The sequence below is a fragment of the Dyadobacter sp. 22481 genome (assembly GCF_052044875.1).
GTDB lineage: Bacteria > Bacteroidota > Bacteroidia > Cytophagales > Spirosomataceae > Dyadobacter > Dyadobacter endophyticus.
Genome location: NZ_JBQENV010000002.1, coordinates 951196 through 976284 on the forward strand (window position 1 = coordinate 951196; position 25089 = coordinate 976284).

Genomic DNA, 25089 nt, shown 5'->3' on the forward strand with positions numbered 1-25089 from the left:
GAAATTACAACCTGTCGATCAGCATTCCGCCGTCCACGCCTATTACCTGGCCTGTGGAGTACGGGAAGTCGCCTCTCGTTAGCGACGCTACTGCCTTGCCGACGTCCTCTGGTGTGCCCCAGCGTGGCTGTAAAGCAATGCCGCTCTGGAACAGGTTGTCATATTTTTCCTGTACTTTGGAAGTCATGTCGGTGGCAATAATACCCGGCCGGATCTCATAAACCGGAATATTGAATTCTGCCATTCTCACCGCGAAAAGCAGGTTAGTCATGGCAAGCCCGGCTTTTGAAATACAATATTCACCGCGATTGATGGAGGCTACCGTCGCAGAAATGGACGTCACGAAAATGATCGCAGCCTCAAATGCGTGGTTATCCTGTTTCGCAGCAGCCATGCGTTTGCCGATGGCCTGTGTAAAAAAGAAAGGGCCTTCGAGGTTGGTCGTCATTACTTCCTGGTAATTCTCGACGGTCGTTTCGAGAAGGTCAAGCCGCACGCGAGGCGCAATCCCGGCATTGTTGACGAGCAGGTTGATCTGTCCGAAAACGGAATATGCTTTTTCAACAATAGCTTCCCGATCGGCGGCGCTGGCGATACTTCCCTGGCAATAGGCTACTTCGGCGCCCAGTTCGCGCAATTCGTTGAGGGCATCGGCAGCGCCCGCTTCGTCGCGGACGCCGTTGATCGCCAGGTTATATCCCTCTTTGGCAAGGGCTTTGGCAATGCCAAAACCGATGCCGCGACTTCCACCGGTGATTAATGCGGTCTTTTTCATAGCTCCTGCACGTCAACCCATTGGCGTTTTTCCCAGCTTTCGAGGCCTTTTTCGGCGAGCTGCACACCACGCGCACCGGCTTTCAAATCCCAGGGGAATGGCTCGTCTTTTACAATATGTTTCAGGAACAGCTCCCACTGCACCTTGAATGCATTATCGTAGATCTCTTGCTCAGGCACTTTCGACCAGCCGTCGAAGAATGGGATTGGCTGGGCGATATCGGGGTTCCATACCGGTTTTGGCGTATTGCCATAATGCTGTATGTAACAATCGCGCAGACCAGCAACAGCCGAGCCGTGTGTTCCGTCAACTTGCAGCGTCAGCAGGTCGTCGCGGCGTACTCGTACGGTCCATGACGAGTTGAAATGGGCGATTACATCACCTTCGAGTTCGAATGTGGCGTAGCAGGCGTCGTCGGCAGTACATTTATAAGTATTACCATTTTCGTCAATACGCTCGGGAATGTGCGTTGCGCCCAGGCAGGAAACGGCTTTTACATTTCCAAACAGGTTATCCAGTACATACCGCCAGTGGCAAAGCATATCCACGATGATACCACCATCGTCTTCTTTGCGGTAGTTCCACGAAGGGCGTTGCGCAGGAATACTCGTACCTTCGAATACCCAGTAACCAAACTCGCCTCTTACCGAAAGGATCTTTCCGAAGAAACCGGATTCCATCAATCGTTTCAATTTGACCATTCCAGGTAGCCAGAGCTTATCTTGTACCACGCCGTTTTTCAAACCAGCCTTGGTAGCAAGGTCGTAAAGCTCCAATGCCTCTTCGGTGGTGGTACCGGTTGGTTTTTCACAATAAATGTGCTTTCCGGCTTTAATGGCCTTCTTCACAGCAGCTGCACGACGGCCGGTTACCTGCGCATCGAAATAGATCTGATAATGCGGATCGGACATGACCGAGTCGAGGTCGGTCGTGTATTTCTGCACGCCCGATTGCTTGCAAAGCGCTTGCAGTTTCGCTTCGTTGCGGCCCACGAGGATCGGGTCAGGCATGATCACCTCGTCGGAAGAGATTTTAACGCCGCCTTGCTCGATAATGGCTTTGATAGAACGTAACAAATGCTGGTTGGTACCCATACGGCCGGTTACGCCGTTCATGATAATGCCAATGGTATGTGTTGTCATTGTTGTTTATACAGTTTTAAGAAATGCCTCAGTTATCTCACTCAAAAACAAATGCTGGTCCTTAGCCCAATGGATATTCGAGAAGATCTCCACCTCGCAAAAGCCGTTGAAGCCCGTCGCTTCCACCCAGCCGCGGATCTTTTTCAAATCAATACACCCTTCACCCATTAAACCGCGGTCGTTCAAAAGATCGAGGGTGTTTACCTTCCAGTCGCAGACGTGGTAAGCGAGCAGATTACCATTGGCTCCGCAGCGGGCAATCTCTTTTTCCAGATCAGCATCCCACCACAAATGGTACACGTCCACGGCCACGCCCACGAAGGGTGATTTGAAATACTCGGCCATGTCATTCGCCTGCGCCATGGTGTTGATCGCCGAGCGGTCGGCGGCATACATCGGGTGCAGTGGCTCGATGGCCAGTTTTACGCCCAGTTTTTCCGCCAGCGGCAGAATGGCAGCAATCCCCTCGCGAATCTGGTCACGCGATGTTTCCAGCGACTGGTCGGGTGATGCACCGCATACCAGGACGATCATCGGCGCGCCCAAAGCTGCGGCCTCTTCGAGAAGCTTGCGGTTATGGTCGATCGCCTGTGCACGTCCGGCGCTGCTGGTATGCGGGAAAAACCCGCCGCGTACGTAAGAGACAATTTCCAGTCCGGCACCGCGGATGATTTCGCCTGCACGGTGCGGCCCGATTCCCTCAATAGCATTCTGCCATACGCTAATGCCTTTCACGCCGGCGGCAGCATAGTTTTCCACCGCCTCTGAAAGTCCCCAGGGCTTCGTTGTAATGGTGTGGATACAGCACCGGTTGAGTGTTATGTTTTCCAATTCGGTAATTTGTTTTGAATAGACTTGGTTCGATTCGTTCATGTCACCCTGAGCACAGTCGAAGGGTTTTGGCGACGTCGCAATTATCCTTCGACTCCGCTCAGGATGACACAACGCTAGCACCAGGCTGACAATAGCGTTATTTCACTGCGCCCAAATACGAGTAATAAGGCAACCCCTTATTGATCCGGTGCAGGTAAAGTGCCAGTTCGCGTGCATGGTAATCGCCCCACATACTCGATTCGCCGCATGGGATCTTCTGGCCGGCGGGTACATTATCCCAGCCATTCGGACGGTGGTAGATCGAATGCAGGATCAGACCCTGGTGTGTAGGATCAGTTGAAAGGTATGGCTCTGCAAAAAGCGAATCCACGGCCGTCAGACCGGCTTGCCAGTAACGGTTCCCGGCATCGGCTTGTCCTTTGTCTTTCAGGTATTTGCCGAGGCGAAGCAATCCTTGTGCGCCGATGGCCGTTGCAGAGCTGTCGATCGGCTCGAATTCGTTGTAAGGATCGGAAACTCTGGAAGTATAATCACCCAGTTTGTGTATTTGCGGAGCGCCAGTATCCCAGTAAGGAATGCCGTCGGAAGCAGTATTGGCAATGTAAAAATCGCAGGTAGCCTGTGCCGCCTTCAGGTAAATGCGCTCGATTTCAGCGCGTCCGCCGAGCGGTGCCAGTTCTTCGTCGGAGAAGCTGGCCAGCGACTCGAGCTGTTCGGCGAATCCTACCATTGCCCATGCGAGGCCGCGTGTCCAGGTGGTGAAGCCCGAGAAGCCTTGCTGCGAGTTGGGGCAGCGGTAATTTCCGTCGTTGGTGTTGAACACGCTTTCATGGGCGGTACGGCCCCAAAGGTCGTAGCTGTCGCGGCCTTCGCCGTAGTAAACCGAATAATTGGCAGTAGCAATCGAGTGTAGCGTTCCACGTTCGAGCAGGCTGGTTTTCAAATCATTCTCACCCATATAGCTATGGCCGAGCAAATGTGAAACCATCAGAGCCCTTACCGAACGGATCGTATCAACAAACAACGAGTGTGGGCCGTTGAACGAGTGAATGAAGCCCTGACCATTCTTAATGCCTGTCCAGCGGCGCGCCTGTACGGCCCCGGATACTTTCAGCGCGATTTCGTAAAAGTTGCGTTCCCATTCGTTTTCGGGAATCACACCTTCGTTCATCAGACGCAGCAGATTGCCATACGTGCTCACATTGTTGAAGCCATGATCGTGCACGCCAAAATGTCCCACATGAGAAGCCATAGACTCGACGGTGTTCTTACGGGCACTCGCGAGGTAGCTTTCGTCGCCGGTTGCGTCGAATTGCAAAACCTCCGCGCCATACTGGAAACCCTGTGTCCATTCCGTCCAGCCGCGAAGGGTATATTTGCCATTTACGGTGAAAACGGGCGTTCCTTTCGAATTGTCGTACTCTTTATTGATGAGCTTGATTTTCTCGCCGGAGAGCGCCCAGAGCCGGTCGATCTTGGGTTGGAGTGAAGCCGCCGTCAGTTCGTATTTTATCTGCATAACTTATATCAATAGTATTATTTAGCCATTTAAATTTTGGATAATACAAAGATATTCGCAGTAAAAAGGGATAGCAAGGTACAAATTTGCTATTAAATGGTACTTTTCCGAACATGTTCGCGGTACTCGTTCGGGGTAAGACCAGTTTTCTTTTTGAAGATGCGGCTGAAATAGGACGGATCGTCCATCTGGATATGGTAGGCGATTTCCTTGCTGCTCAGGTTGCTGAAAACGAGGAGCCGCTTGGCTTCGAGGAGCAGCTTGTCGAGAATGTACTCCTGGCACGACACACCAAGGGCTTTTTTGATTATTTTGCTTAAATAATCGGGCGTGACAGACAGCTGACTGGCATATTGCTGCACTTCATGCATTTGCCGGAAGTTTTTTTCGACCAACTCCTGAAACCGGCCTGCCAGCTCGGGTACGGAAAGTGCGGAAGACTCGGCCGACTGTGCGTTGTGCTGCGTGAGGAAGGCACATTTTTGTAATAACAATCCCAAATACCGACCAATGAGCGTCTGGTCTGTTTCGGCATTCAAATGGTCGGTGACCATGTTTTCGAGGATGTTGTGGAAATAATGCTTGTCACTTTCGGATAGCGTAAGAATAGGCTGCCTGCGCGCGGGCTGGAAGAATGGCAACTGCGAAAGCGAGGGATTGACGGGGTTATAAAAAGTATAGAAATCTTCGGAAAACGCGACAATATAGCCCTGGAAAGAAGTTGAAAAGGTGAGTAAATGCACCTGCCCCGGCGTCAGGAAATGAAGTCCCGCTCCCTGGATATTATAGGAATGAAAGTCGATCTCGTGAAAACCCTGCCCTTCTTCAATAAAGAGGATCTCATAATAGGTATGCCGGTGAGGCGCGTCGGTCGGGAGTGGGGTAATGGGCAGGGATATGGGCTCCGACTGGATAGGCCCGTCCTTCTGGACGTCAAGGCTGTTTTTAAACCTGAAAATTTTTAATGCAGGTACCTGGCTGGGCGTTTTTGGGAGGGAATGGACGGGGATAGCATCAGACACGAAAACCATGCATTAAGACTTTTTCAAATTCATCAATCGTTTCAAAAGCCAGAGAACCAACAATACTACCAGCACCAACGCAATCACCGGCAGAAACACCGCAAGGCCCGACAGCCCGAATGACGCAACGTTCTCGACGGTCGAAACCACCGGATTGCCGATGCCTGCCGTTGTCTTAGACGAAAGTAACCGCAGGATACCCGTACCAGCCTGGACAAGCCCGGCCGTTCCGCCCCCAAGGATCAGCCCTAGTCCCCAATGCAGCATCGGATTGTCGATTTCGATGAACGAAGTGGTGAGCAATGTCCCGGCAACCACGGCTGCGGGCGTAGTGACGGTATCCAGCAGGTTGTCGACAAATGGAATGTAATACCCCGCTATTTCGAGTAATGTAGCTGTTCCCAAGGCGAAAAAGGCCGTCCAGGAGGATAGCCACCCGAATTGTTCCCCGGGAGTGATCCACCCGTTCATGGCGGCGATATTCGCGACCAGCATCGGCAGAAATATCCTGAAACCGCAACTTGCGCTCAGGCCTATTCCTAAACATAAACTCAGAAACAGCTCCATATTGACTATATCCAGGCTTTAAAACGTTAATGTAGTGTATTTGAAAAAGATATACGCCGCTTGCCAGAATTTTTATCGGCTTTGTGACATTTTCTACTTTTGCATTGTTGATCCAGAACAACCACTGTAATTTAAAAGCTACCAGGTGAACCAGGAAACCAAAAGCGGCCAGATATTCGATCTTCCTACCTTAAGGCGTCTATATGCATTCGTTCGTCCTTATCAAAAGCAGTTTTACCTGCTCATAGCCATTATATTGCTCAATGCGGTGCTGGCGCCACTAATGCCCCTGCTGATCAAATATACCATCGACACGCCGATCGCTAGCGGAGATTATGTGCAACTCACCGTAATGCTCGTTGCCATGCTGGTCGTTACCGTTTTTCAGGGTATCGCACAGTTTTGGAATACGTACATGTCGGGCTGGCTCGGGCAATACATTATACGCGACATCCGCGTGCAGTTGTACCAGAAAATCATTGGTTTGAGGCTCAAATTCTTTGATAACACGCCCATCGGCCGGCTGGTGACACGTACTATTTCCGACGTAGAAACACTTTCCAACGTATTCAGCGACGGTATGGCCGCCATCGCCGGGGACATTCTGCAACTGGTGCTGATCATCGCCGTGATGTTTTACACCGACTGGAAGCTCTCGATCATCAGCCTTTCCATGATCCCGCTCATGCTTTTCTGTACTTACGTTTTCAAAGAGAAGATCAAGGACTCCTTTAACGAGGTACGCGCTGCCGTTTCTAATCTTAATGCATTTGTACAAGAGCACATTACCGGAATGGGTATCGTGCAGATTTTCAGCAGCGAAGACATTGAATATAAGAAATTCAGGGAGATTAACAAGGTACACCGTAATGCGAACATCCGGTCTATCCTTTACTATTCCGTTTATTACCCCGTGGCGGACGTAATCGCGGCGGCAGGTACCGGGCTGGTGGTATGGTACGGGTCAAAGCAGATTTTGGGCGCTGAGATTACGTTTGGTACGGTTACGGCGTTTGTGATGTTTATCAACCTCTTCTTTCGTCCGATCCGACAGCTCGCCGACCGTTTCAATACGCTGCAGATGGGGATCGTCAGCACCGACCGCATCCTGAAATTGCTCGACAGCGATGAATATACTTCCAATGAAGGCACATTTGCACCGGCATCCATTAAAGGTAATGTGGAATTCAGGAACGTGTGGTTTGCCTATAATGACGAGGAATACGTTTTAAGGGATATTAATTTTAAAGTAAAAGAAGGTGAGACCATCGCCTTTGTGGGCGCCACCGGGGCGGGAAAATCCTCGATTATCAACCTGTTAACGCGTTTTTACGATATTAACAAGGGAAACATCTACGTCGATGGCATCGAAGTGCACGATTACGAACTGAATGCATTGCGCAGGCATATTGGGGTGGTGTTGCAGGATGTTTTCCTTTTCTCGGATACGATTGAAAACAATATCCGGCTCGGCGACGAAAGCATTACCCACGAGAAAATCGTCGAAGCGGCGAAACTGGTTGGCGTACACGATTTCATTGAGCGGCTGCCGGGAGGTTACACCTATAATGTAATGGAACGCGGCGCGACACTCTCGGTAGGTCAGCGGCAGCTCATTTCCTTCGTTCGCGCAATGGTGCACGAACCAAAGATCATCGTGCTCGATGAGGCTACCTCGTCTGTCGATAGCGAAACGGAAGAGCTTATCCAGCATGCAATCGAAAACCTGATGCACGGCCGAACAGCGATCGTGATTGCGCACCGGTTATCGACGATTCAGGAAGCTGATAAGATTATTGTGGTAGATAAAGGGCGGATCGTGGAGGAAGGGAACCACGAGCAATTGCTTGAAAAGGATGGCGCTTATGCAAACCTTTACCGGATACAATATAAGGAGGTGCATAAAATTGGTACGTTGTAGAGCATCAGAACCTCGTAAATCAAAAGAGGTTGTATCAAATGTGATTAAGCTGTCACCCTGAGCGCAGTCGAAGGGCATTTGCATCACGCATTTGCCCTTCGATTACACTCAGGGTGACGACGAAGTGTGATTTTACTCTTTTTGATGCAACTTCTTTTTTAATTCCTCTTGCCGGTATCCAAAGGAATCGGTGGAGGGCCTATCAGGAAATCATCTTCTTCATTCCGTTTGGCAGGCGTGCTATCGCCTTCAACGCCGAGCGAGTCGCTTTCGGCTGGTGCCCATCGCGTAGGGCAATTGTATGTCTTGGATATCTTAAAGCTTGGTTTCGGGAATGGTCCGGGCTCGGCGGATTTGTCTTTATAAACCTTTTCCAGGAATGCGCCCACGAGTGGCAGCGCTGTTTTAGCGCCTTCGCCGAGGTTGGTCGTCCGGAAGTGGATACTACGGTCGTCGCCGCCTACCCATGCGCCCACCACGAGGTCACGCGTGACGCACATGAACCAGCCGTCGGAGTTGTTGGAGGTCGTGCCTGTTTTACCTCCCAGTTCATTGCCGTTCAGTGTCACATTGAACCTCCATCGGATACTTCCCGAGGTACCACCGCCTTCTTCCACACCTGCGCGCAGCATCTGCAACATCAGAAATGCCGACTCTTCGCTGATCGCCTGACGGTGCTCGGGCTGGAATTCTTCAATCACCTTACCATTACTGTCCTCAATCTTTGTCACAAGGATGGGCTGGGTGTAAGTACCATTGTTGGCAAAAACACCATATGCTGCCACCATATCATAAAGCGACACGTCGAACGGCCCCAAACCGATGGATGGAACAGGCTTTAAGGGCGTGGTAATACCCATTTTTTTAGCGTAACGAACCACATTTGCCGCACCGACCTGGTCGGTAAGTTCAGCCGTTACCGAGTTGATGGATTGTGCCAGTGCCCTGCGGAGCGTCATGGGTGCATACGTGTACGATCCGGTCGCGTTTCTGGGTTTCCATATTTTCTCCTCACCATCTTCCTCGTATGTTTTCTCAAACGGCTTGTCCACGATCTCATCACAAGGGGTCATATTGAATGACGAATCGTCGATCGCGGTCGTGTAAACGAAGGGCTTGAATGTCGAGCCGGGTTGTCTTTTACCCTGCTTCACTGCATCATATTTGAAATAATTGTAGTCCAGACCGCCTACCCAGGCTTTGATTTGCCCGGTTTGCGGGTTCATAGCCATCATACCGGCGCGGAGAATGCGCTTGTAGTAATCGAGGGAATCCATGGAACTCCAGTACTTAGTCATTTCTCCGCTGTTTTTCCAGTCGTATACCGTCATCGTGTCCTTTTTATTGAGGTAATACGTCACGCTATCAGGGCTGTTCGGGAATTTGGCTGCAAGCGCCTTGTATTTGCTGGTACGTTTCACGACGTTCGGGAGGAAATCGGTGATCTCGTTGCCGTCTTCGTCGCGCCAGGGGTTCTGGTTGCGCCAGTGATCTTCGAAAACGCGTTGCAACTGCTTCATTTTCTGCGTCATGGCTTCTTCCGCATCTTCCTGCATGCGCGAGTCGATGGTCGTGTAGATTTTCAAGCCATCGGTATAAAGGTCGTAACCGTTCTCATCACCCCATTTTTTGACAAAATCAACTACCGCATTCTTGAAATAGTTGGCATTGCCGTCGTAAGGCGTTTCGAATTTGGTCTTCAGTTCAATAGGTAATGCACTGATCGAGTCGGCCTGTTTGGCGCTCAGGTAACCATATTTGCGCATTTGATCGATCACCACATTGCGGCGTTCGAGCGAGCGCTTCATGTTCCGGATCGGATTGTAGGTGGTAGTCGCTTTTTGTAAACCAACGAGTACGGCTGATTCCTGAACATTGAGGCTGTCCGGAGATTTGCTGAAATACGACTTGGCTGCCGTGTTGATGCCATAAGTATTATTCCCGTAATCCACCGTGTTGAAATACATCGTCAGAATTTCCTCTTTGGTGAAATTCCTTTCGAGTTTGATGGCCGTGAGCCATTCTTTGGTTTTGTAAATCAATGTACTAAGGCCTGGAACGTAGCCAAGTACGCCTCGCGCACCGGATTTGCGGGTTTTAAATAGCTTTTTTGCAAGCTGCTGGGTGATGGTACTACCACCCCCGCGGTCGGTCGCGCCGGTAACGATGCCCCAGGCTACGCTGGCCATGGCTTTGTAGTCGATACCCGAATGCTTGTAAAAACGGGCGTCCTCCGTAGCGATCAATGCTTTTACAAGGTTAGGAGAAATTTGCTTGTAGGGAACGGGTGTCCTGTTTTCAGTGTAAAATTTCCCGATCATTACCCCGTCGGCGGTATAAATCTCCGACGATTGCGCCACTTTCGGGTTTTGCAGATCTTCCACGCTTGGCATGCTGCCCATGAGCCAGAGGAAGTTTGTTTCAACACAGAAAATATAAAGACCAAATGCTACGATACCGTAAACGATGGTTTTCCAGACCGTTACAATGGGTCGATAATAGGTAGCATTGACATCCACCTTGTCCTCCCACCAGCCGCGCAGCGACTTTTTGTTCTGCCGGTAGGAATGAAAGAGCTCGTCGGCTTTCGGCTTGCCGGTTACAAGGGAAGTAATTCTATAAGCAATCCTGTTGATGAGTGTGGCGAGGCGCGACCGGAATGTCCGGAACAGCGTTCTGATTGTGGTAAAAAACGATCGGATAACTTCCATCAAACGTTTTGGTTCGTAATGTGTCAAAGATAAGAAAAGCCGGATAGATATGATTCGATCCGGCTTTTTCTGGGATTTATTCTATTCAGCTTTGTGAAATTTCAATGCGGCTCCGTTCATGCAGTAACGAAGTCCTGTGGGTTTTGGACCGTCATTGAAAACGTGCCCGAGGTGCCCGCCACACGTTCTGCAAACCACTTCGGTGCGTACCATGCCGTGCGTTTTATCCACAATTTCTTCTACGTTTTCCTTGGCCACCGGCATAAAGAAGCTCGGCCAGCCCGAACCCGAATCGTATTTTGCTTCGGAACTGAAAAGGGGTGTCCCGCAAGCGGCGCACACGTAGGTTCCTTCTTCTTTATTGTCATTATAAGGATGTGAAAAAGGGCGTTCTGTACCTTTCTCAAACAGAACGAAGCATTGCTGGCCGGTAAGCTCCTGCTGCCATTCTTCCCTGGTCTTTTGTACTTCTCTCATGGATTTATTTTTTTGGAATGGTGGAAATCGTACCATATCCATTGATAACGTTGAAGCGAAATTTATCGTTTAGAAAAAATGCGGCGAAGCCATGAATCCTGTGGCGGCCAGCATTGGTTCTGCGACTCTGGCGGTCTCCTGAATAATCCGCCCGAAATGCCGAAATATAAATTGAATGCTCTGGGATTACCGATGTTCAAGAGCCCTGTGAGATGGTCGGTGCCGACCCAGAGGGGGCCTATGCGGCCCGCGAGCCCGATAGCCGGTGAACGGTAACGGTTCATGAGCGACAGTGGGACCGATATTTCGTACCATTTGTGTTCGTAGCGGGGCGTAACGCCGATGTAGGACTCTGCTTTCATTCCAAATGCGCCCTGCGTTATCAGATTCTGCACCCAGAGTCCATTGACATACACATTCGGTTTTACATTATAATCCACACTTGCCTGAAATGCCATCGGTAATACCGATTTGAAATTGGGCGCAAGCGGTTCGCCGCCATCCAACGATGAGTTGATCGCGTTGAAAATGCCCTCAGAGCCTTTGAGCTTCTGGAAGGTGTCGTAGCGGAATTCCTTATTGGTGGTGTGCGTCTCCTGTTGCAGAATGTAGGCCGGGTTTTTGAAATGGACACGGCCGATATCGGTCAGGGACACGGCAATCCGGTACAGGTATTTGTTCTTCGATGCGTCACGTTTGCGCTCACCCCTTTCACGATATGTGACCTTATGAACGTCGGGCCGGTATTCGTAAACGGCCCCGAGATCGAAACCCCAGCCACTTCCGGGAGGTGCGCCCCCGAAAAGCCAGGCGGGCGAGGGTTTCACATTCTGAAAGCCTTCGTCACGCGTGAGCGCATAGCGCACATTGATTTCGTTTACATTAATATACTGCCGCTTGTTTTCCCAGGTGGCGTCCGGCTGGATGTCGTACGACGAATTGTCGATAATGGCGTGGGCATTGTAAAGGCCCAGCAGCCTTTTGATTGTTACACCTACTTTAAGGTAATCCGTTTCGTCATCGAAAACGGTGCCGCCCAGCGTAAATGCCACCTCACCAAGGCCATTCAGATGCAACCGGCCTGATTGGTGCTCATATACCTGCTCCTGCAAATCCTTGAACTGTGTGGTCTTGCTGATCAGGCGGGCAAGTGGCTCGGTTACCTGCGAGGTGTTGAGGATATAACGAACCCGTGTTGAAATTCCCACGCCGATCCGCCCTTTGAACATATTGAACATAACCGAGGGCAGGCGCGTGTCGCCGCCCGCGTTCAGATACTTCTTGTTGCCGTTCAGCTTTTCACCCAGGTAGGAGCGGGGGAAAAGTAACATGCCCCTTTCATTATGGTATTTGGCAGGAACAGTGTTGGTAATCAGGCTCAGGAACGAGTATGGTGCTTCGTATTTGACGTGGTTGTTTGCGGTGTAAAATTGTGTGCCGACCAGGTTTACATAGATACTGTAACGGCTGTCGGCCACAAATGCCGGATTATGGTACAATGCGTTCGTTCCGGCAAAATTGCTCATGGCTGTGCCCGGCAAATGCTGGGCTTGGGCGTTGATGGTTAATCCGCACACCAGTCCTAATATGGATAACCAGCTTTTTTGCATAAGGAACGTAATTCGGTAGGGGTGGCCGACATTTATCAGGTTACAAATAAAATGCTAACGGCACTGACTTGCAACATTGTTTACTGAATGCGTAAATAATATTCCATAACGCTTGGCGGCACGATTTTAATACGGAGGAAATGCGCAAACGGTTGCTCCTTGGTAACTTGTCACCCTCAATGGATTAGGCGCTTTTTGGCTTTTTCCGGGAAGTGCAGGGTAAGCCGGTGAGTCGATGCCTGTTGGTATTTGTTTTGGTAATTCATACATTGACCATATATTGTTCTGTGAACTATCGGTATTGACTTATTCAAATTTTGAATTGTATGAATTTTTCATTTTCAAATTATCAAATAGAAAATTTTTTCGATGAAATGTTTACCCCGGAGGGAGAAATACGTCAGGGCTATGAGCATTTGAAGAACAAATTTGAAAATCTGACGCACGAAGATCTTACCAACCGCCAGCTAGCTACCGAGCGCGCGCTGTTATCGATGGGCATCACTTTTAATGTGTATTCGGAAGGTGAGGGCACCGAGCGTATTATGCCTATCGACATCATTCCTCGTGTGCTGTCGAATGCGGAGTGGGAATGGCTTGAAAAAGGTCTGAAACAGCGGATCAAGGCATTAAATATGTTCATTGACGACGTGTACAACGAACAGAATATATTGAATGACGGCGTGGTGCCACGCGAGCTGATCGAGTCGAGTAAATGCTTTCTCAAACCTTGCATTGGCCTGAAACCGCCGAAGGGAATCTGGTGCCATATTACCGGTACCGACCTTATCAAAGGCGATGACGGGACGTTCATGGTTTTGGAAGATAACCTGCGTTGCCCGTCGGGGGTTTCTTATATGCTGGAAAACAGGGAGTTGTCGAAACAGATTTTCCCTGACGTTTTGGCCCGCACGGGTGTGCGACCGGTATCCGATTACCCGACCCGCCTGCTGCAAATGCTGCAACACCTGGCCGACCGTCCTAATCCGACTGTGGCCGTGTTAACACCGGGTATCTATAATTCGGCCTATTTCGAACATTCGTATCTGGCACAGCAGATGGGTGTGGAACTTGTGGATGCGCGCGACCTCGTGGTGTCGGATGGTTATGTCAAAATGCGGACAACCAATGGCTTGCAGATCGTGGATGTGATTTACCGCCGGATCGACGATACTTTCATGGACCCGGAATCATTCCGGGAGGATTCGCTGATCGGTATTCCCGGCATATTTGAGGTGTATAAAAAAGGACGCGTGGCACTGGCCAACGCGCCGGGGACGGGCGTGGCCGATGATAAGGTGGTGTACGCATATGTGCCGCGCATTATCAAGTATTACCTGGGCGAAGAAGCGATTATTCCGAACGTAAAGACCTACATCTGCGGCGAAGAGGATGATATGAACTACGTTCTTGAGAATATTTCAGAACTGGTTGTAAAAGAAGCCAATGAAGCCGGCGGGTACGGAATGCTCATCGGCCCTAAGGCTACCGAAGAAGAACACGAACTTTTTCGTCAGAAAATAAAGGACAATCCGCGGAATTATATTGCCCAGCCAACGATTTCACTATCAAGGGTGCCTTGCATGGTCGAGGGACACGCCGAAGGACGGCACGTCGACCTCCGGCCTTACATATTATATGGCGATGACGTTAGCGTGATCCCGGGTGGACTTACCCGCGTAGCGTTGCGTAAGGGATCGCTGGTGGTGAACTCGTCGCAGGGTGGTGGCGGAAAAGACACCTGGGTATTGTATTAAGTTATCATTAACAGTTACTGGCAGGCTGTTCATGATAACGGTTTATATTTTTTGATAAACTTGTTTGAACTGCCTTTTGGAATAGTCAGTAACTTAGATGATTAAACAATGCAACGCCATATAACCGGATGGTTTAGTCCGGCGCTTAACAAGGAAATGGAAATTGCCGTTTACGGGCACTATGGAATTGCGCTGCTGCTCATCCCAACGGCAGCATCGGATTTCCTGGAATATGAACGGAACGGGTTGATCGAGAGCATCGAGCCTTATATTTATACCGGTAAGGTGAAGGTGTATTGCATTAACAGTATCAACGCCGAGAGCTGGCTGAATCCACATATGCATGGCTACGACAAAGCTGTCCGGCACCAGGCGTTTAACGATTACGTGATCAAGGAGGTGGTGCCGTTTATCAAGCAGGACACCAGCCCGGATAATGAGATCATTGCGGCGGGTGCCTCGTTCGGCGCGCTGCATGCGGCCAACCTGTTTTTCAAGCATCCCGATTACATCCACGGAGTGATCGCGATGAGCGGCTGTTACGACCTGAGCGTTTATACCGACGGTTATTACGATGATAATGTATATTTCAACTCGCCGGTGCATTACCTGCCCAATTTGAAAGCGGAGTGGCATTTGCAGATGTACCGCGATAGCCGCCATATCCATTTCATCACAGGCTCCGGTGCCTATGAGGTGCCGGATTATTCGAGGCACATTTCCTCGATCCTGGCTTCGAAAAACGTGCCGCATGAGCTGGATATTTGGGGAAGCGACATCCCTCACGACTGGTGGGCCTGGAAGAAAATGCTTCCTTACTATCTGGAAACCAGGTTTTGATACAATATACTAAAAGCAAATGCCCTGAAATACTCACATTCCAGGGCATTTACTTTTAAAGTATTTCAAATCACGCGCCTTCGAATTGCCGCAGGAACCTGACGTCGTTTTCTGTAAACAAGCGGAGGTCGTTGATGCCGTAACGCAGCATAGTGATGCGCTCGATACCCATCCCGAATGCGAAACCGGTGTATTCTTCACTGTCGATGCCGCAGTTTTCCAACACGTTCGGATCTACCATTCCTGAACCGGCGATTTCGACCCAGCCGGTGTGCTTGCAAACATTGCAGCCTTTTCCCCCGCAGATAAAGCAGGAAACATCGATTTCGGCGCTAGGCTCGGTGAACGGGAAGTAAGACGGACGGAGGCGGATCCTGGAATCCTTTCCGAACATTTCTTTCGCAAAGTGATACAATGTATCCTTGAGGTCTTTGAAGCTCACGTTCTTATCCACATAAAGGCCCTCTACCTGGTGGAAAACGCAATGCGCACGAGCTGAAATCGCTTCGTTACGGAACACACGACCCGGCATAATGGAACGGATCGGCGGCTTTTGGCGCTCCATCAGGCGTACCTGCACGTTGGAGGTGTGCGTACGCAGCAGGATGTCGTCTTTTACATCGCCCTCGCTTTTGGAAATAAAGAATGTATCCTGCATTTCACGCGCCGGGTGGTTGTCGGCGAAGTTCAATGCACTGAAATTGTACCAATCCTTCTCGATTTCTGGCCCGTAAGACACGTTGAAGCCCATGCGTTCGAAGATCTCGATGATCCTCCGACGAACAATGGTTAGCGGATGGAGGCTTCCCTGCAAGTTTGGAGTTACAGGCAAAGTAAGGTCGATCAGCATTTCGGGGTTGCTGTCCGCAGAGTTTTCGAGTGCCGTTTGAAAATCCAGGAAACGCGTTTGCGCGAGGTTTTTGAGCGTATTCAATTCCTGCCCAACTGCGCGCCGGTCTTCCTGAGGGATGTTTTTGAGGTTATCAAAAAGCTCTGTTACTGCGCCTTTTTTACTGATATATTTTAACCTGAAAGCTTCCAGCTGTTCTTTGTTGCTAACCGCTGCCTGTTCGATTTCAGAAACTAACTCCTTTACCCGCTCGGTAATCATAAAAGCTTGTTGTTATTGGTGACTTGGGCCGCCGCTATTGTGGCGGGAGGCCCTTTTCGGGGGCCCCTGAATTTCTGCAAAGATAACGAAAGTTCACTCGCGGGCAGAAATGAAATAGCGCTGAAACGTTTATAGGGACGGTTTATGATAAAAGTCCACGTTTCAAGTACTACGTAAAATTACGTATTTTACTAAGGTCGCTTACGTCATTTTACAAATCTCACTTTATTTAAATATCTGATTATCAATCACTTTGATTGCTATGCGTACTTTTACGTATTTCATGAACACTACACGATGTGCTAATTTTGAAACAAGAAATCACAACAATATCAGCGTAGTTACCATGAAAAATTTTCCAAGCTTTACTCGCCCCAACCTGTCAGAGAGATCATACAGCGACAGCCGTTCTTATATCTCAGTCCAATCAATGGGCAGAACGATCTTCTTGACACCCGACGTAATCACTTTCCTTGAAGGTGAAGGTAACTATACATTCATATATACGAATAACGGTAAGAAGTACCTGGTGTCAAAAACGTTGAAATCTCTGGCAGAGCAGTTAAGCGATAAATTTCTACGCGTTCATAAATCATACCTCGTGAATGCCGACTACGTGGTAGAGCGTCTGGAAGACGATCGCATGCTGAAACTCTCATGCGGCAAAGAAGTAGTGGTATCACGCAGAAAAATTAAAGAGGTGTCCGGTCTTCTGGATCACACCAACCTCATTCGCATCAGTGCATAAGAAGATATTTTGGTGAATTAAATTAGTGGGTTATTCATAAAAACAGCAGCCATCGCTCGATCGAAGGCTGCTCGTTTTGTTTTTGGGGGATGAGTCATTCACTCATTCAAAATTAAAAAATCTTCAACCCCAACGTCACCTGCCAGGAACTTACTTTCTGCTTCACGGAGCCGCCTGTTGCCTGCTGGCCGCTTACCTGAAATGATGCCAGGTTGGTGAAGGAACCTTCTTTTCTTACATCCAGACTGAAATTTCCAAGGTCAAGACCCGCGCCGAGCTGGTAACCGAAAGTCGCTTGCGACATTGCATTGTTTAAATCGGAAGTGTAGTATTTGAACGCATCGCGCAGCCGCTGGTTGTCGCCGATGCGGAACGAAGTAACCGGCCCTGCAAGAATCCGGAATGGGCCCCCTTTCAAACCGATCAGTAATGGGACGTCGATATTGCTGTATTTGACATTGATCGTTTTTTCAACCGGTGTTTCCTGGTCATGCTGGATTATTTTGAACGAGCCACCTTTGGTTGATACCAGTACCTCAGGTTGAATGAACAACGTTTTACCAAAGCGCATCCAGATGCCGCCTACCGCGCCCGTCCTGGTATTGAAACTTTCTTTCAGGTTATCCCGTACCTCTTTTCCGTCATATCCGAGATATGGATTTCCCTGATCATCGTAGCGTGTCGTGAAAACATCGCCCATTGAAAGCCGCGACAAGTTCACCCCTCCCTTGATACCAAACGCAAAACCTTTTTTCTGGGCCTGCACATTTGAGAATGTGAAAATGCAGAGCAAACAGGCACAGGCTACTTTTGTTAGGATGTCCATGGATAATATGATTTTTTAAGTAAAACAGGTTAATAACGCCAATTTGCAAAAAACTATACCTATCCTATATTTTTTTTGATTTTGTGGCCGAAACATGCAAATATTGGATTAATATCATCCGAATTACGTTAGTCACCAAGAGGATATAAATTAGACTATTCTATTATGGCCAAAGCCAAAACAGCATATTTTTGTCAGGAATGTGGGTATAATTCGCCAAAATGGGTCGGCAGATGTCCGTCGTGCGGCGAGTGGAATACGTTCGTACAGGAAGTTATTGAAAAAGACGACAAGAAAACAGCGGTTTCCTGGAAATCGGTAAATCTGGCAAGTCGTCCGCGGGCGATTGCCGAAATTGTCTACGAAAATGAGCCGCGTATCCGCACATTCGATGAGGAACTGAACCGTGTACTCGGTGGAGGTATCGTGCCAGGCTCTCTGGTACTGATCGGCGGGGAGCCGGGAATCGGAAAGTCGACCCTCATGCTGCAAATCGCGCTGACGCTTTCAAATAAAAAGGTGCTGTACGTATCGGGTGAGGAATCGGAGGCGCAGATCAAGATGCGGGCTGAGCGCATGACAGCCAAAAGCGACAATTGCTTTATCCTCACTGACACCCAAACTCAGAATATTTTCAGGCAGATAGAAGATTTTCAACCTGAAATACTCATTGTTGATTCTATTCAAACCATGCAGTCGACTTACATCGAGTCGGGCGCGGGCAGTGTGTCGCAGGTGCGTGAATGCACGGCCGAGTTTATGAAGTACGCGAAGGAAATGGGTGTGCCAGTGTTCCTGATAGGCCATATTACCAAAGACGGCTCGCTGGCCGGACCGAAAGTACTGGAACACATGGTAGACACCGTGCTCCAATTCGAAGGCGACCGGCACAATACTTACCGGATTTTACGCACCATGAAGAACCGTTTCGGTAGCACTTCTGAGCTCGGTATATATGAAATGCAGGGAACGGGCCTTCGCCAGGTAAGCAATCCTTCCGAAATTCTGATCTCGCAGCGCGATGAGCCCGTTAGCGGCATCGCGATTGGTTCGATGATGGAGGGGAACCGCCCATTGCTGGTGGAGATACAATCACTGGTGAGCGTCGCGACCTACGGAACCCCGCAGCGGAGCAGTACCGGCTTTGATGCGAAACGCTTGCAAATGTTGCTGGCTGTTTTGGAAAAAAGGGGAGGTTTCAGGCTGGGTGTGCAGGATGTTTTCCTAAATGTCGCCGGCGGTTTGAAAGTAGAAGATCCCGCGATTGATTTGGCTGTAGTGGCGTCGCTGGTTTCTTCCTACGAGGATAAATTCATTCCTCCATCCGTATGTTTTGCGGCGGAAGTCGGACTGGGCGGAGAAGTAAGGGCTGTGAACCGAATTGAGAACCGTATTTCCGAATCTGAAAAACTAGGTTTTAAGAAGATTTACATCTCAAAATACAATAGCAAAGGCCTGGATTTGAAACGTGGGAAAATCGAGATCATTCCCGTGGCGCATCTCGACGAGCTTTTTATGTCACTCTTTCTGAATCAATAGCTTTGAGTATGCGGCATTCAGGAAGATTACCGCATTTTAGAATGCTTCACTAAATAAGCGAGTAATACAGGGTCGAAGCCTTTGGCAATATCCGCTTCGATGAAGTCGATCTTATATTGCCCGCATTTCAGTTTCAGCTTCTGGTAAAAATCGCCCACAAACTGTTGGTAAGATTCGCGTACCTGTTCAGGCTGGACTTTGATTTTTTCACCTGTTTCGAGGTCGACGAACTCGTAAGGCCGGTTTTCGAAGGCGAAATTCTCCTCCGTTTTACGATCAGTGACGTGGAAAAGCAGCACCTCGTGGAGGTTATGCCGTAAGTGCTGCAATGCAGAGAAGATCTTTTCCGCTTCTTCCAGATTATCAAACATGTCGCTGAAAATGACCACCAGCGACCGTTTATGGATTTTTTCGGCAATCTGATGCAGGACATCGGATACCGAAGTTTTGAGGAGCGGACGGTTGGTTTGCAGCTGTTGTTCCAGTTCGAGCATGATCTTATGTACATGCGAGGGCGTGGATTTTACCGCCGTTTGTACTTCGATCTGTTCAGCAAATGTGCAGAGACTCACGGCGTCTTTCTGCCGTTGCAGCAAATAGGTCAGACTCGCTGCGGCCATGACGCTGAACGTCATTTTGCCATAATTGTCTTCCGGATAATACATCGAAGACGACGTATCGAGCAAAATATGGCAACGCAGGTTAGTTTCTTCTTCGTAACGCTTTACGTAGAGCCGGTCTGTTTTAGCAAAAACCTTCCAGTCGATATTCCGCGTGGATTCGCCGGTGTTGTAAAGTTGATGTTCGGCAAATTCGACTGAAAAGCCGTGAAACGGGGACTTGTGAAGGCCGGTGATAAAACCTTCTACCAACTGTTTTGCAAGAAATTCCAGGTTTCCGAATTCTCTGACCTTGGCCAGATCCAGTTGGCGGACACTCATTATTGCGTCAAGGCTTACTTCTCATGGAAATAACTTTGCCCGATTTGGGGTCGATTTCTTCGTTGGGTGACAAGAGCACCATTCCTTCCATTCCCACAACCCTGATCGAAACGTTGGCAACACCTTTGGCAAGAATGCCCAGCAGGCGGGCTGCTTCCTTACTGAGGTCGATCACACGGTGCTTTGAAAACGGCCCGCGGTCGTTGACTCTCACGATCACTTTTTCGTCGTTTTCCAGATTCGTCACTTCTAGCATGGTATTGAGCGGATAGCTCCGATGGGCGGCCAGCAATTCACTGCTTTTATGTACTTCCCCGAAAGAGGTTTTCCTGCCGTGAAACCGCGCCGAGTAGTAGGAGGCGTTTCCGGTTTCCGTTTTGCCGAGTTTTACCTGAGCGATGGCTTCTGGTAACAGCGCGACAAACGCTAACATGGTGAGAATCAGAATTCGACGATAAGTCATTTTTCTGGTATTAGGTGAAACATAATAAGGTAAAAGTTCCTTATCTCATATCTTCCTTTGGTGTTTCAGATCAATTTTAAAACCCACGAATTTCAAAACTAGTAAAAAGTTCGAAACAAACCAGCAAAGTTTCAGTTAATTTGATCGCGGTTAGCAGCTAAGCTTGTAACCCTCAACCGGCAAATCGCTAATATGTTCCGGTTTTTTTGGAAGCAGCAATAAACTTTATATTTTAGCGTTTGGAAACCTATTTAAAACTAAACATAGTGGAAGACAGAGAGCAAATCTACTCCAAAAGGGTCAGGGCGGGAAAACGGACTTACTTCTTCGATGTTCGCTCTACGCGATCTAACGATTACTATCTTACCATCACAGAAAGCCGTCGCCACCCTCAGGGAGACGGATTTACGTACGAGAAACACAAGATGTTTTTGTACAAGGAGGACTTTGACAAGTTCGTGGAGGCATTGAAAGAAGCGGTTGATCACGTGAAAACAGAGTTGATGCCGGAGGTTGACTTCTCGCAGTTTGAATCCAAAGCAGACGAGGTAGACGTAGTAGGAGAGTCGGACCTGAAGTGGGATTAAGAAATTAAGATATTGAATAGAAGCCTTCGCAATTGATTACGAAGGCTTTTGGTTTTTGTACCTGCTAAATAGTAATTTTGCGAAAATTATTATTTAGCAGGCGGGCATGCTTTGCTTTCCAGGCAGGTATGAGGCCGCCGTTCACTGCTTACCATTCATATATGAGTCTTCAATGTGGGATTGTCGGATTGCCGAACGTTGGGAAATCCACCCTTTTTAATGCCATTTCTACCGGCAAAGCCGAAGCTGCCAATTACCCTTTTTGCACCATAGAGCCCAATGTGGGCGTTGTGACCGTTCCGGACGAACGCCTGGACACCCTTACCAAGCTGGTTAGTCCTCAAAAGGTGATCCCGACGATCATTGAATTTGTGGACATCGCGGGTCTGGTGAAAGGCGCGAGCCAGGGGGCGGGGCTAGGTAACAAGTTTTTGGCCAATATTCGTGAAGTGGATGCGATCGTACACGTGGTACGCTGTTTTGCCGACGACAACGTTGTGCACGTGGAAGGCCGCGTAGACCCGGTTTTCGACAAGGAAATTATCGATGCCGAGTTGCAGCTGAAAGACCTGGAATCGATCGAGAAGAAGATCCAGAAGACGGAAAAAGGGGCTCGCGCAGGCGACGCCAAGGCGAAGGCCGAATTGGAATGGTTGAAAAAGTATAAATCGACGCTCGAAGAAGGAAAGAATGCGAGAAGTGTTGAAATCGATGCGGAGACCAAGGAATCGGTTATCGGCGATTTGCAACTGCTGACTGCAAAACCTGTGCTATATGTGGCGAATGTGGACGAAGGCTCGATGCTTACCGGAAACGAATATTCTGAAAAACTGAGAGAGGCTGTAAAACATGAAGGTGCGGATGTGATCGTACTTTGCGCGGCTATCGAATCCCAGATCTCCGAAATCGAAGATCCCGAAGAACACGAGATGTTCCTGAGCGAATATGGATTGACGGAATCAGGTTTGAGCAAGCTGATTAAGGCTTCTTATGCACTTTTGAACCTCATTACCTATTTCACTGCGGGTGTGAAGGAAGTTCGCGCCTGGACGATCGTGAAGGGTTGGAAAGCACCACAAGCCGCCGGAGTAATCCACAGCGACTTTGAAAAAGGCTTCATTCGTGCTGAGGTAATTAAAATTGCCGATTATGAGCATTACAAGACGGAACCTGCCGTAAAAGAGGCTGGTAAAATGGCGGTGGAAGGCAAGGAATATATCGTGGCGGATGGCGATATTATGCACTTCCGTTTCAACGTATAGTTTTTAAATTCATTGAGATATTCAAAGAGCGGCCATGTGCCGCTCTTTGTTTTTTTTACCTATTAATCTTCATAATAATCCGGAGCGTCCTTATGGATCACCGCTCGAAGCGTTTTGGCCATATGCAGAATGCTATCCACCTTGTAATGTGCTTTTTTGAAAATCTCCGGATTATGCCCTTCATTGACCAACTGCATGAACATCTCCCGCAGAAAGACAAGATCGTCGATATTCTGTGAGAAATCTTCTACGATATACATCTGAAAACCTCGGTCGTCTAACTGGGGGAAATAGAGCACCAGGCAAAGCTCTGTCTGCACATAGAAACTGATGACATGACTGGCCTCGAAATTGGCAGGCATTTCATCGTGATCGACCAAGCAGTCGATGATGTAATTCTCGTCGTTGGTGATCGAGAGGTTCGATGTGAGGTAGACGCTGTTTGCTGATGATTTCATAACGTTAAGTAGTTAACGCCGCCGGTTCCATTCCACGGTGCGGTAGCCGACGAGCAGATCGGCCCGGCTGGCAGGCGGGCGGTGATAGATCAATATGTCATAGTCGTTTTCGGTAGCGGCGAAATTTCCTTCAATGTAAGACTCATCCGGCTTCTGATTGTCTCTGACCATGGTGTAGTTATAGTTGATCACACCCTGCTTAACCATCATTTCGACCTGATAAGCCTGTGCGGTGGCGTCATATGTCATTTTGTTATGGTCGGTGAGTTGCCAGAGGTTGAAAGCGCCATTTACATAAAATATCGCGCCAGGATCTTCCTCAGTTTTTAATGTAAATACCACGGGTGTATAATCGGCCTCTACACTTCCGCGCCCCGATTCGCGCTGATCGACAATATACTGACCATTAAAGTCATCTATTTGCACATAGGGGACGTGCGCCCGTGGCTTATCGGGAAAGAGGAATAGCTTTGTGAACTCGTCCGTTCGTTCGATCTCGTTTACACCATATCCACGGCCGGTAAGCGAGCGGCTATCGAAATACCTGAATTCGTTTCCGCCCTGGAATGTGTTTTCAAGGTCAAAAAAAGTGTATTCCAGCTTCTGGTCAAATGGCCGCACATTGGTTGGCTTGTAGTTTGTCTTCGCCTGGTCCCAGCGGAAGTTCTTACGAATCACCACCTTCAGATCTGTTTGTGGCGCAACGAGCTGGTAACCTTTGTAATCAACTGAGAAATCGATCTGCTGATCCGAGAACTGCTGTTCGATACCCTGCGAAAAGCGGGCTTGCGCGCTAATGCTTACGCGCGGTTGATAATGCATAAACCGCCGGCTGAACATTAGTTTTCTGTCCCGGTCGGAAAACACATAGATTACATAATTGCCCGGGAGCTTCAATTTGGGCAATTCGAAACGGTAATGCGTGTAAGGAACCTTCGTGCTGAACGACTGATCGTATCTAATGACAGGATATTCATTGAACTCGTAAGTGAATTCAATATCGTTCAGGTTGGACTTGGTCCAATCTGCATTGCAATGGATGATCTTGGCGCGATAACCCTCGGGCTGGCCGGTCAGATCGTCGAATTCGAGTACCAGCGGCGCGGGGTTATTTAATGGCGTGATAGGTGGCGTAAGCAGGCGGGTAGGCGTTTCAGGATCGTCGAGAGCCGGGTACAAAAGCACGGTTTTGATCTTGTCCTGATAAATAAAATCTTCCAGGCGAAGCCCCTGCGGCTGCGCGTAAGCGTGTGTGCAAAAGAGAAAAAGGACTATCGATATGACTAAACGCATTTCGGGATTTTTAAATGACTAACGATACTTTTTACGGTAAGGTACATATAGTTTGGAAAAGGTGATTTGAAGATTATTAACTATTTTTGATTAGAAACGATGACAGCAGTAGCGATCAAAATGTACACGCAAGAAGAATATCTTGAACTGGAACGCGCCGCCGAGCACAAAAGCGAGTACTATCGGGGGGAGATATTTGCGATGTCGGGAGCGAGATTTAATCACAATCGGATTAAGGAGAACCTTTCCATCGAGATAGGTGGTTTTCTCAAAGGGAAGAACTGTGAAAGCTTATCCAGCGACATGCGTGTCCATATCCCCGAGAACACTTTATATACCTACCCAGATCTCCTAATAGTTTGCGGTAAGCCAGAATTTCTTGACGATCATCTGGATACGCTACTCAATCCTTCCGTGATTGTCGAAGTGTTATCGCCAAGTACCGGGAGTTATGATCAGGGAAAAAAGTTTTACTTATATCAAAGTCTGAAATCTTTGACAGAATATGTCCTGGTTGATTCCCAGCAGGTAGGGGCACAGGTTTACCGCAAAAGCGATGATGGCGTGTGGTTTGTTTCGTCGGCTGCCTATGACATTGGTGGGACTATTAAAATCGGCCATATTGGCCTCGCGTTACAAATGACGACCATTTACGGGCAAACGATAAGCTTGATGTAAAATGTGAA

Annotated in this window: 23 protein-coding genes; 8 read left to right on the forward strand and 15 right to left on the reverse strand. The window is 48.8% G+C overall.

What is annotated here, in order from left to right; genetic code table 11:
• Positions 1-4 precede the first annotated feature (4 nt).
• The 6 genes from ACTJJJ_RS13985 to ACTJJJ_RS14010 all read right to left on the reverse strand — a co-directional run bounded on the left by ACTJJJ_RS13985 (position 5) and on the right by ACTJJJ_RS14010 (position 5859).
• Positions 5-775, reverse strand: a complete 771-nt coding sequence (locus ACTJJJ_RS13985) for a 3-ketoacyl-ACP reductase (protein ID WP_188934187.1) — start codon at positions 773-775, stop codon at positions 5-7.
• Positions 772-1917 (reverse strand): Gfo/Idh/MocA family protein, encoded by a 1146-nt coding sequence (locus ACTJJJ_RS13990; protein WP_188934185.1) that lies wholly within the window; start codon positions 1915-1917, stop codon positions 772-774. Before ACTJJJ_RS13990 ends, ACTJJJ_RS13985 begins: the two co-directional genes overlap by 4 nt.
• A gap of 6 nt (positions 1918-1923) precedes the next feature.
• Positions 1924-2748: a sugar phosphate isomerase/epimerase family protein gene (locus ACTJJJ_RS13995; protein ID WP_426293032.1), complete on the reverse strand. Its 825-nt coding sequence runs from the start codon at positions 2746-2748 to the stop codon at positions 1924-1926.
• Positions 2749-2887: 139 nt separating this feature from the next.
• The gene (locus ACTJJJ_RS14000; protein WP_440702115.1) at positions 2888-4270 is read right to left on the reverse strand and encodes a glycosyl hydrolase; all 1383 of its coding nucleotides are present in this window, start codon (positions 4268-4270) and stop codon (positions 2888-2890) included.
• A 92-nt stretch (positions 4271-4362) separates the two neighbouring features.
• Positions 4363-5301, reverse strand: a complete 939-nt coding sequence (locus ACTJJJ_RS14005; protein WP_440702116.1) for a helix-turn-helix domain-containing protein — start codon at positions 5299-5301, stop codon at positions 4363-4365.
• Positions 5302-5304: 3 nt separating this feature from the next.
• Positions 5305-5859 (reverse strand): DUF4126 domain-containing protein, encoded by a 555-nt coding sequence (locus tag ACTJJJ_RS14010; RefSeq protein WP_426293035.1) that lies wholly within the window; start codon positions 5857-5859, stop codon positions 5305-5307.
• A 145-nt stretch (positions 5860-6004) separates the two neighbouring features.
• Between ACTJJJ_RS14010 and ACTJJJ_RS14015 the strand changes: the two genes are divergently transcribed.
• Positions 6005-7780: an ABC transporter ATP-binding protein gene (locus ACTJJJ_RS14015; protein WP_188934174.1), complete on the forward strand. Its 1776-nt coding sequence runs from the start codon at positions 6005-6007 to the stop codon at positions 7778-7780.
• Positions 7781-7938: 158 nt separating this feature from the next.
• Here ACTJJJ_RS14015 and ACTJJJ_RS14020 read toward each other — a convergent pair whose 3' ends face one another.
• The 3 genes from ACTJJJ_RS14020 to ACTJJJ_RS14030 form a co-directional block, all read right to left on the reverse strand.
• On the reverse strand, positions 7939-10491 hold the full coding sequence (locus ACTJJJ_RS14020) for a penicillin-binding protein 1A (RefSeq protein WP_188934172.1): 2553 nt from the start codon (positions 10489-10491) through the stop codon (positions 7939-7941).
• Between the two features lie 81 nt (positions 10492-10572).
• Complete coding sequence (gene msrB, locus ACTJJJ_RS14025; RefSeq protein WP_188934170.1) at positions 10573-10968, reverse strand: peptide-methionine (R)-S-oxide reductase MsrB; 396 nt, start codon at positions 10966-10968, stop codon at positions 10573-10575.
• A gap of 62 nt (positions 10969-11030) precedes the next feature.
• Positions 11031-12578, reverse strand: coding sequence for a DUF5723 family protein (locus ACTJJJ_RS14030; protein WP_440702117.1), 1548 nt, complete (start codon positions 12576-12578; stop codon positions 11031-11033).
• Between the two features lie 326 nt (positions 12579-12904).
• On the opposite strand from ACTJJJ_RS14030, the gene ACTJJJ_RS14035 reads away from it, so the two are divergent.
• Both ACTJJJ_RS14035 and ACTJJJ_RS14040 read left to right on the forward strand, forming a co-directional pair.
• Positions 12905-14335 (forward strand): circularly permuted type 2 ATP-grasp protein, encoded by a 1431-nt coding sequence (locus ACTJJJ_RS14035; protein ID WP_188934166.1) that lies wholly within the window; start codon positions 12905-12907, stop codon positions 14333-14335.
• Between the two features lie 108 nt (positions 14336-14443).
• Positions 14444-15175, forward strand: a complete 732-nt coding sequence (locus ACTJJJ_RS14040) for an esterase family protein (RefSeq protein WP_188934164.1) — start codon at positions 14444-14446, stop codon at positions 15173-15175.
• A 70-nt stretch (positions 15176-15245) separates the two neighbouring features.
• On the opposite strand, the gene pheS is transcribed toward ACTJJJ_RS14040, so the two are convergent.
• Positions 15246-16286 carry a phenylalanine--tRNA ligase subunit alpha gene (gene pheS, locus ACTJJJ_RS14045; protein ID WP_426293036.1) on the reverse strand — a complete coding sequence of 347 codons (1041 nt, stop codon included), beginning with the start codon at positions 16284-16286 and terminating at the stop codon, positions 15246-15248.
• Between the two features lie 430 nt (positions 16287-16716).
• Between pheS and ACTJJJ_RS14050 the strand changes: the two genes are divergently transcribed.
• Positions 16717-17034 carry a LytR/AlgR family response regulator transcription factor gene (locus ACTJJJ_RS14050; protein ID WP_188934160.1) on the forward strand — a complete coding sequence of 106 codons (318 nt, stop codon included), beginning with the start codon at positions 16717-16719 and terminating at the stop codon, positions 17032-17034.
• 112 nt (positions 17035-17146) lie between these two features.
• Here the strand turns inward: ACTJJJ_RS14050 and ACTJJJ_RS14055 are convergent, their stop codons facing one another.
• On the reverse strand, positions 17147-17860 hold the full coding sequence (locus tag ACTJJJ_RS14055; RefSeq protein WP_188934158.1) for a porin family protein: 714 nt from the start codon (positions 17858-17860) through the stop codon (positions 17147-17149).
• 165 nt (positions 17861-18025) lie between these two features.
• Between ACTJJJ_RS14055 and radA the strand changes: the two genes are divergently transcribed.
• Positions 18026-19399, forward strand: coding sequence for a DNA repair protein RadA (gene radA / locus ACTJJJ_RS14060; protein ID WP_188934156.1), 1374 nt, complete (start codon positions 18026-18028; stop codon positions 19397-19399).
• Positions 19400-19425: 26 nt separating this feature from the next.
• Here the strand turns inward: radA and ACTJJJ_RS14065 are convergent, their stop codons facing one another.
• Both ACTJJJ_RS14065 and ACTJJJ_RS14070 read right to left on the reverse strand, forming a co-directional pair.
• Positions 19426-20340, reverse strand: a complete 915-nt coding sequence (locus tag ACTJJJ_RS14065) for a DUF58 domain-containing protein (RefSeq protein ID WP_188934154.1) — start codon at positions 20338-20340, stop codon at positions 19426-19428.
• Between the two features lie 7 nt (positions 20341-20347).
• The gene (locus ACTJJJ_RS14070) at positions 20348-20773 is read right to left on the reverse strand and encodes a septal ring lytic transglycosylase RlpA family protein (RefSeq protein ID WP_426293037.1); all 426 of its coding nucleotides are present in this window, start codon (positions 20771-20773) and stop codon (positions 20348-20350) included.
• Positions 20774-21042: 269 nt separating this feature from the next.
• Between ACTJJJ_RS14070 and ACTJJJ_RS14075 the strand changes: the two genes are divergently transcribed.
• Both ACTJJJ_RS14075 and ychF read left to right on the forward strand, forming a co-directional pair.
• Complete coding sequence (locus tag ACTJJJ_RS14075; protein ID WP_188934150.1) at positions 21043-21390, forward strand: DUF3276 family protein; 348 nt, start codon at positions 21043-21045, stop codon at positions 21388-21390.
• A 161-nt stretch (positions 21391-21551) separates the two neighbouring features.
• Entirely contained in the window at positions 21552-22652 is a 1101-nt protein-coding gene (ychF, locus tag ACTJJJ_RS14080; protein ID WP_188934148.1) for a redox-regulated ATPase YchF, read from the forward strand.
• Between the two features lie 62 nt (positions 22653-22714).
• Here ychF and ACTJJJ_RS14085 read toward each other — a convergent pair whose 3' ends face one another.
• Both ACTJJJ_RS14085 and ACTJJJ_RS14090 read right to left on the reverse strand, forming a co-directional pair.
• Positions 22715-23110 carry a hypothetical protein gene (locus tag ACTJJJ_RS14085; RefSeq protein ID WP_188934146.1) on the reverse strand — a complete coding sequence of 132 codons (396 nt, stop codon included), beginning with the start codon at positions 23108-23110 and terminating at the stop codon, positions 22715-22717.
• Between the two features lie 12 nt (positions 23111-23122).
• Positions 23123-24403: a DUF5103 domain-containing protein gene (locus tag ACTJJJ_RS14090; protein ID WP_440702118.1), complete on the reverse strand. Its 1281-nt coding sequence runs from the start codon at positions 24401-24403 to the stop codon at positions 23123-23125.
• A gap of 99 nt (positions 24404-24502) precedes the next feature.
• On the opposite strand from ACTJJJ_RS14090, the gene ACTJJJ_RS14095 reads away from it, so the two are divergent.
• Positions 24503-25081, forward strand: coding sequence for a Uma2 family endonuclease (locus tag ACTJJJ_RS14095; protein ID WP_440702119.1), 579 nt, complete (start codon positions 24503-24505; stop codon positions 25079-25081).
• The last annotated feature ends 8 nt before the right edge of the window (positions 25082-25089 follow it).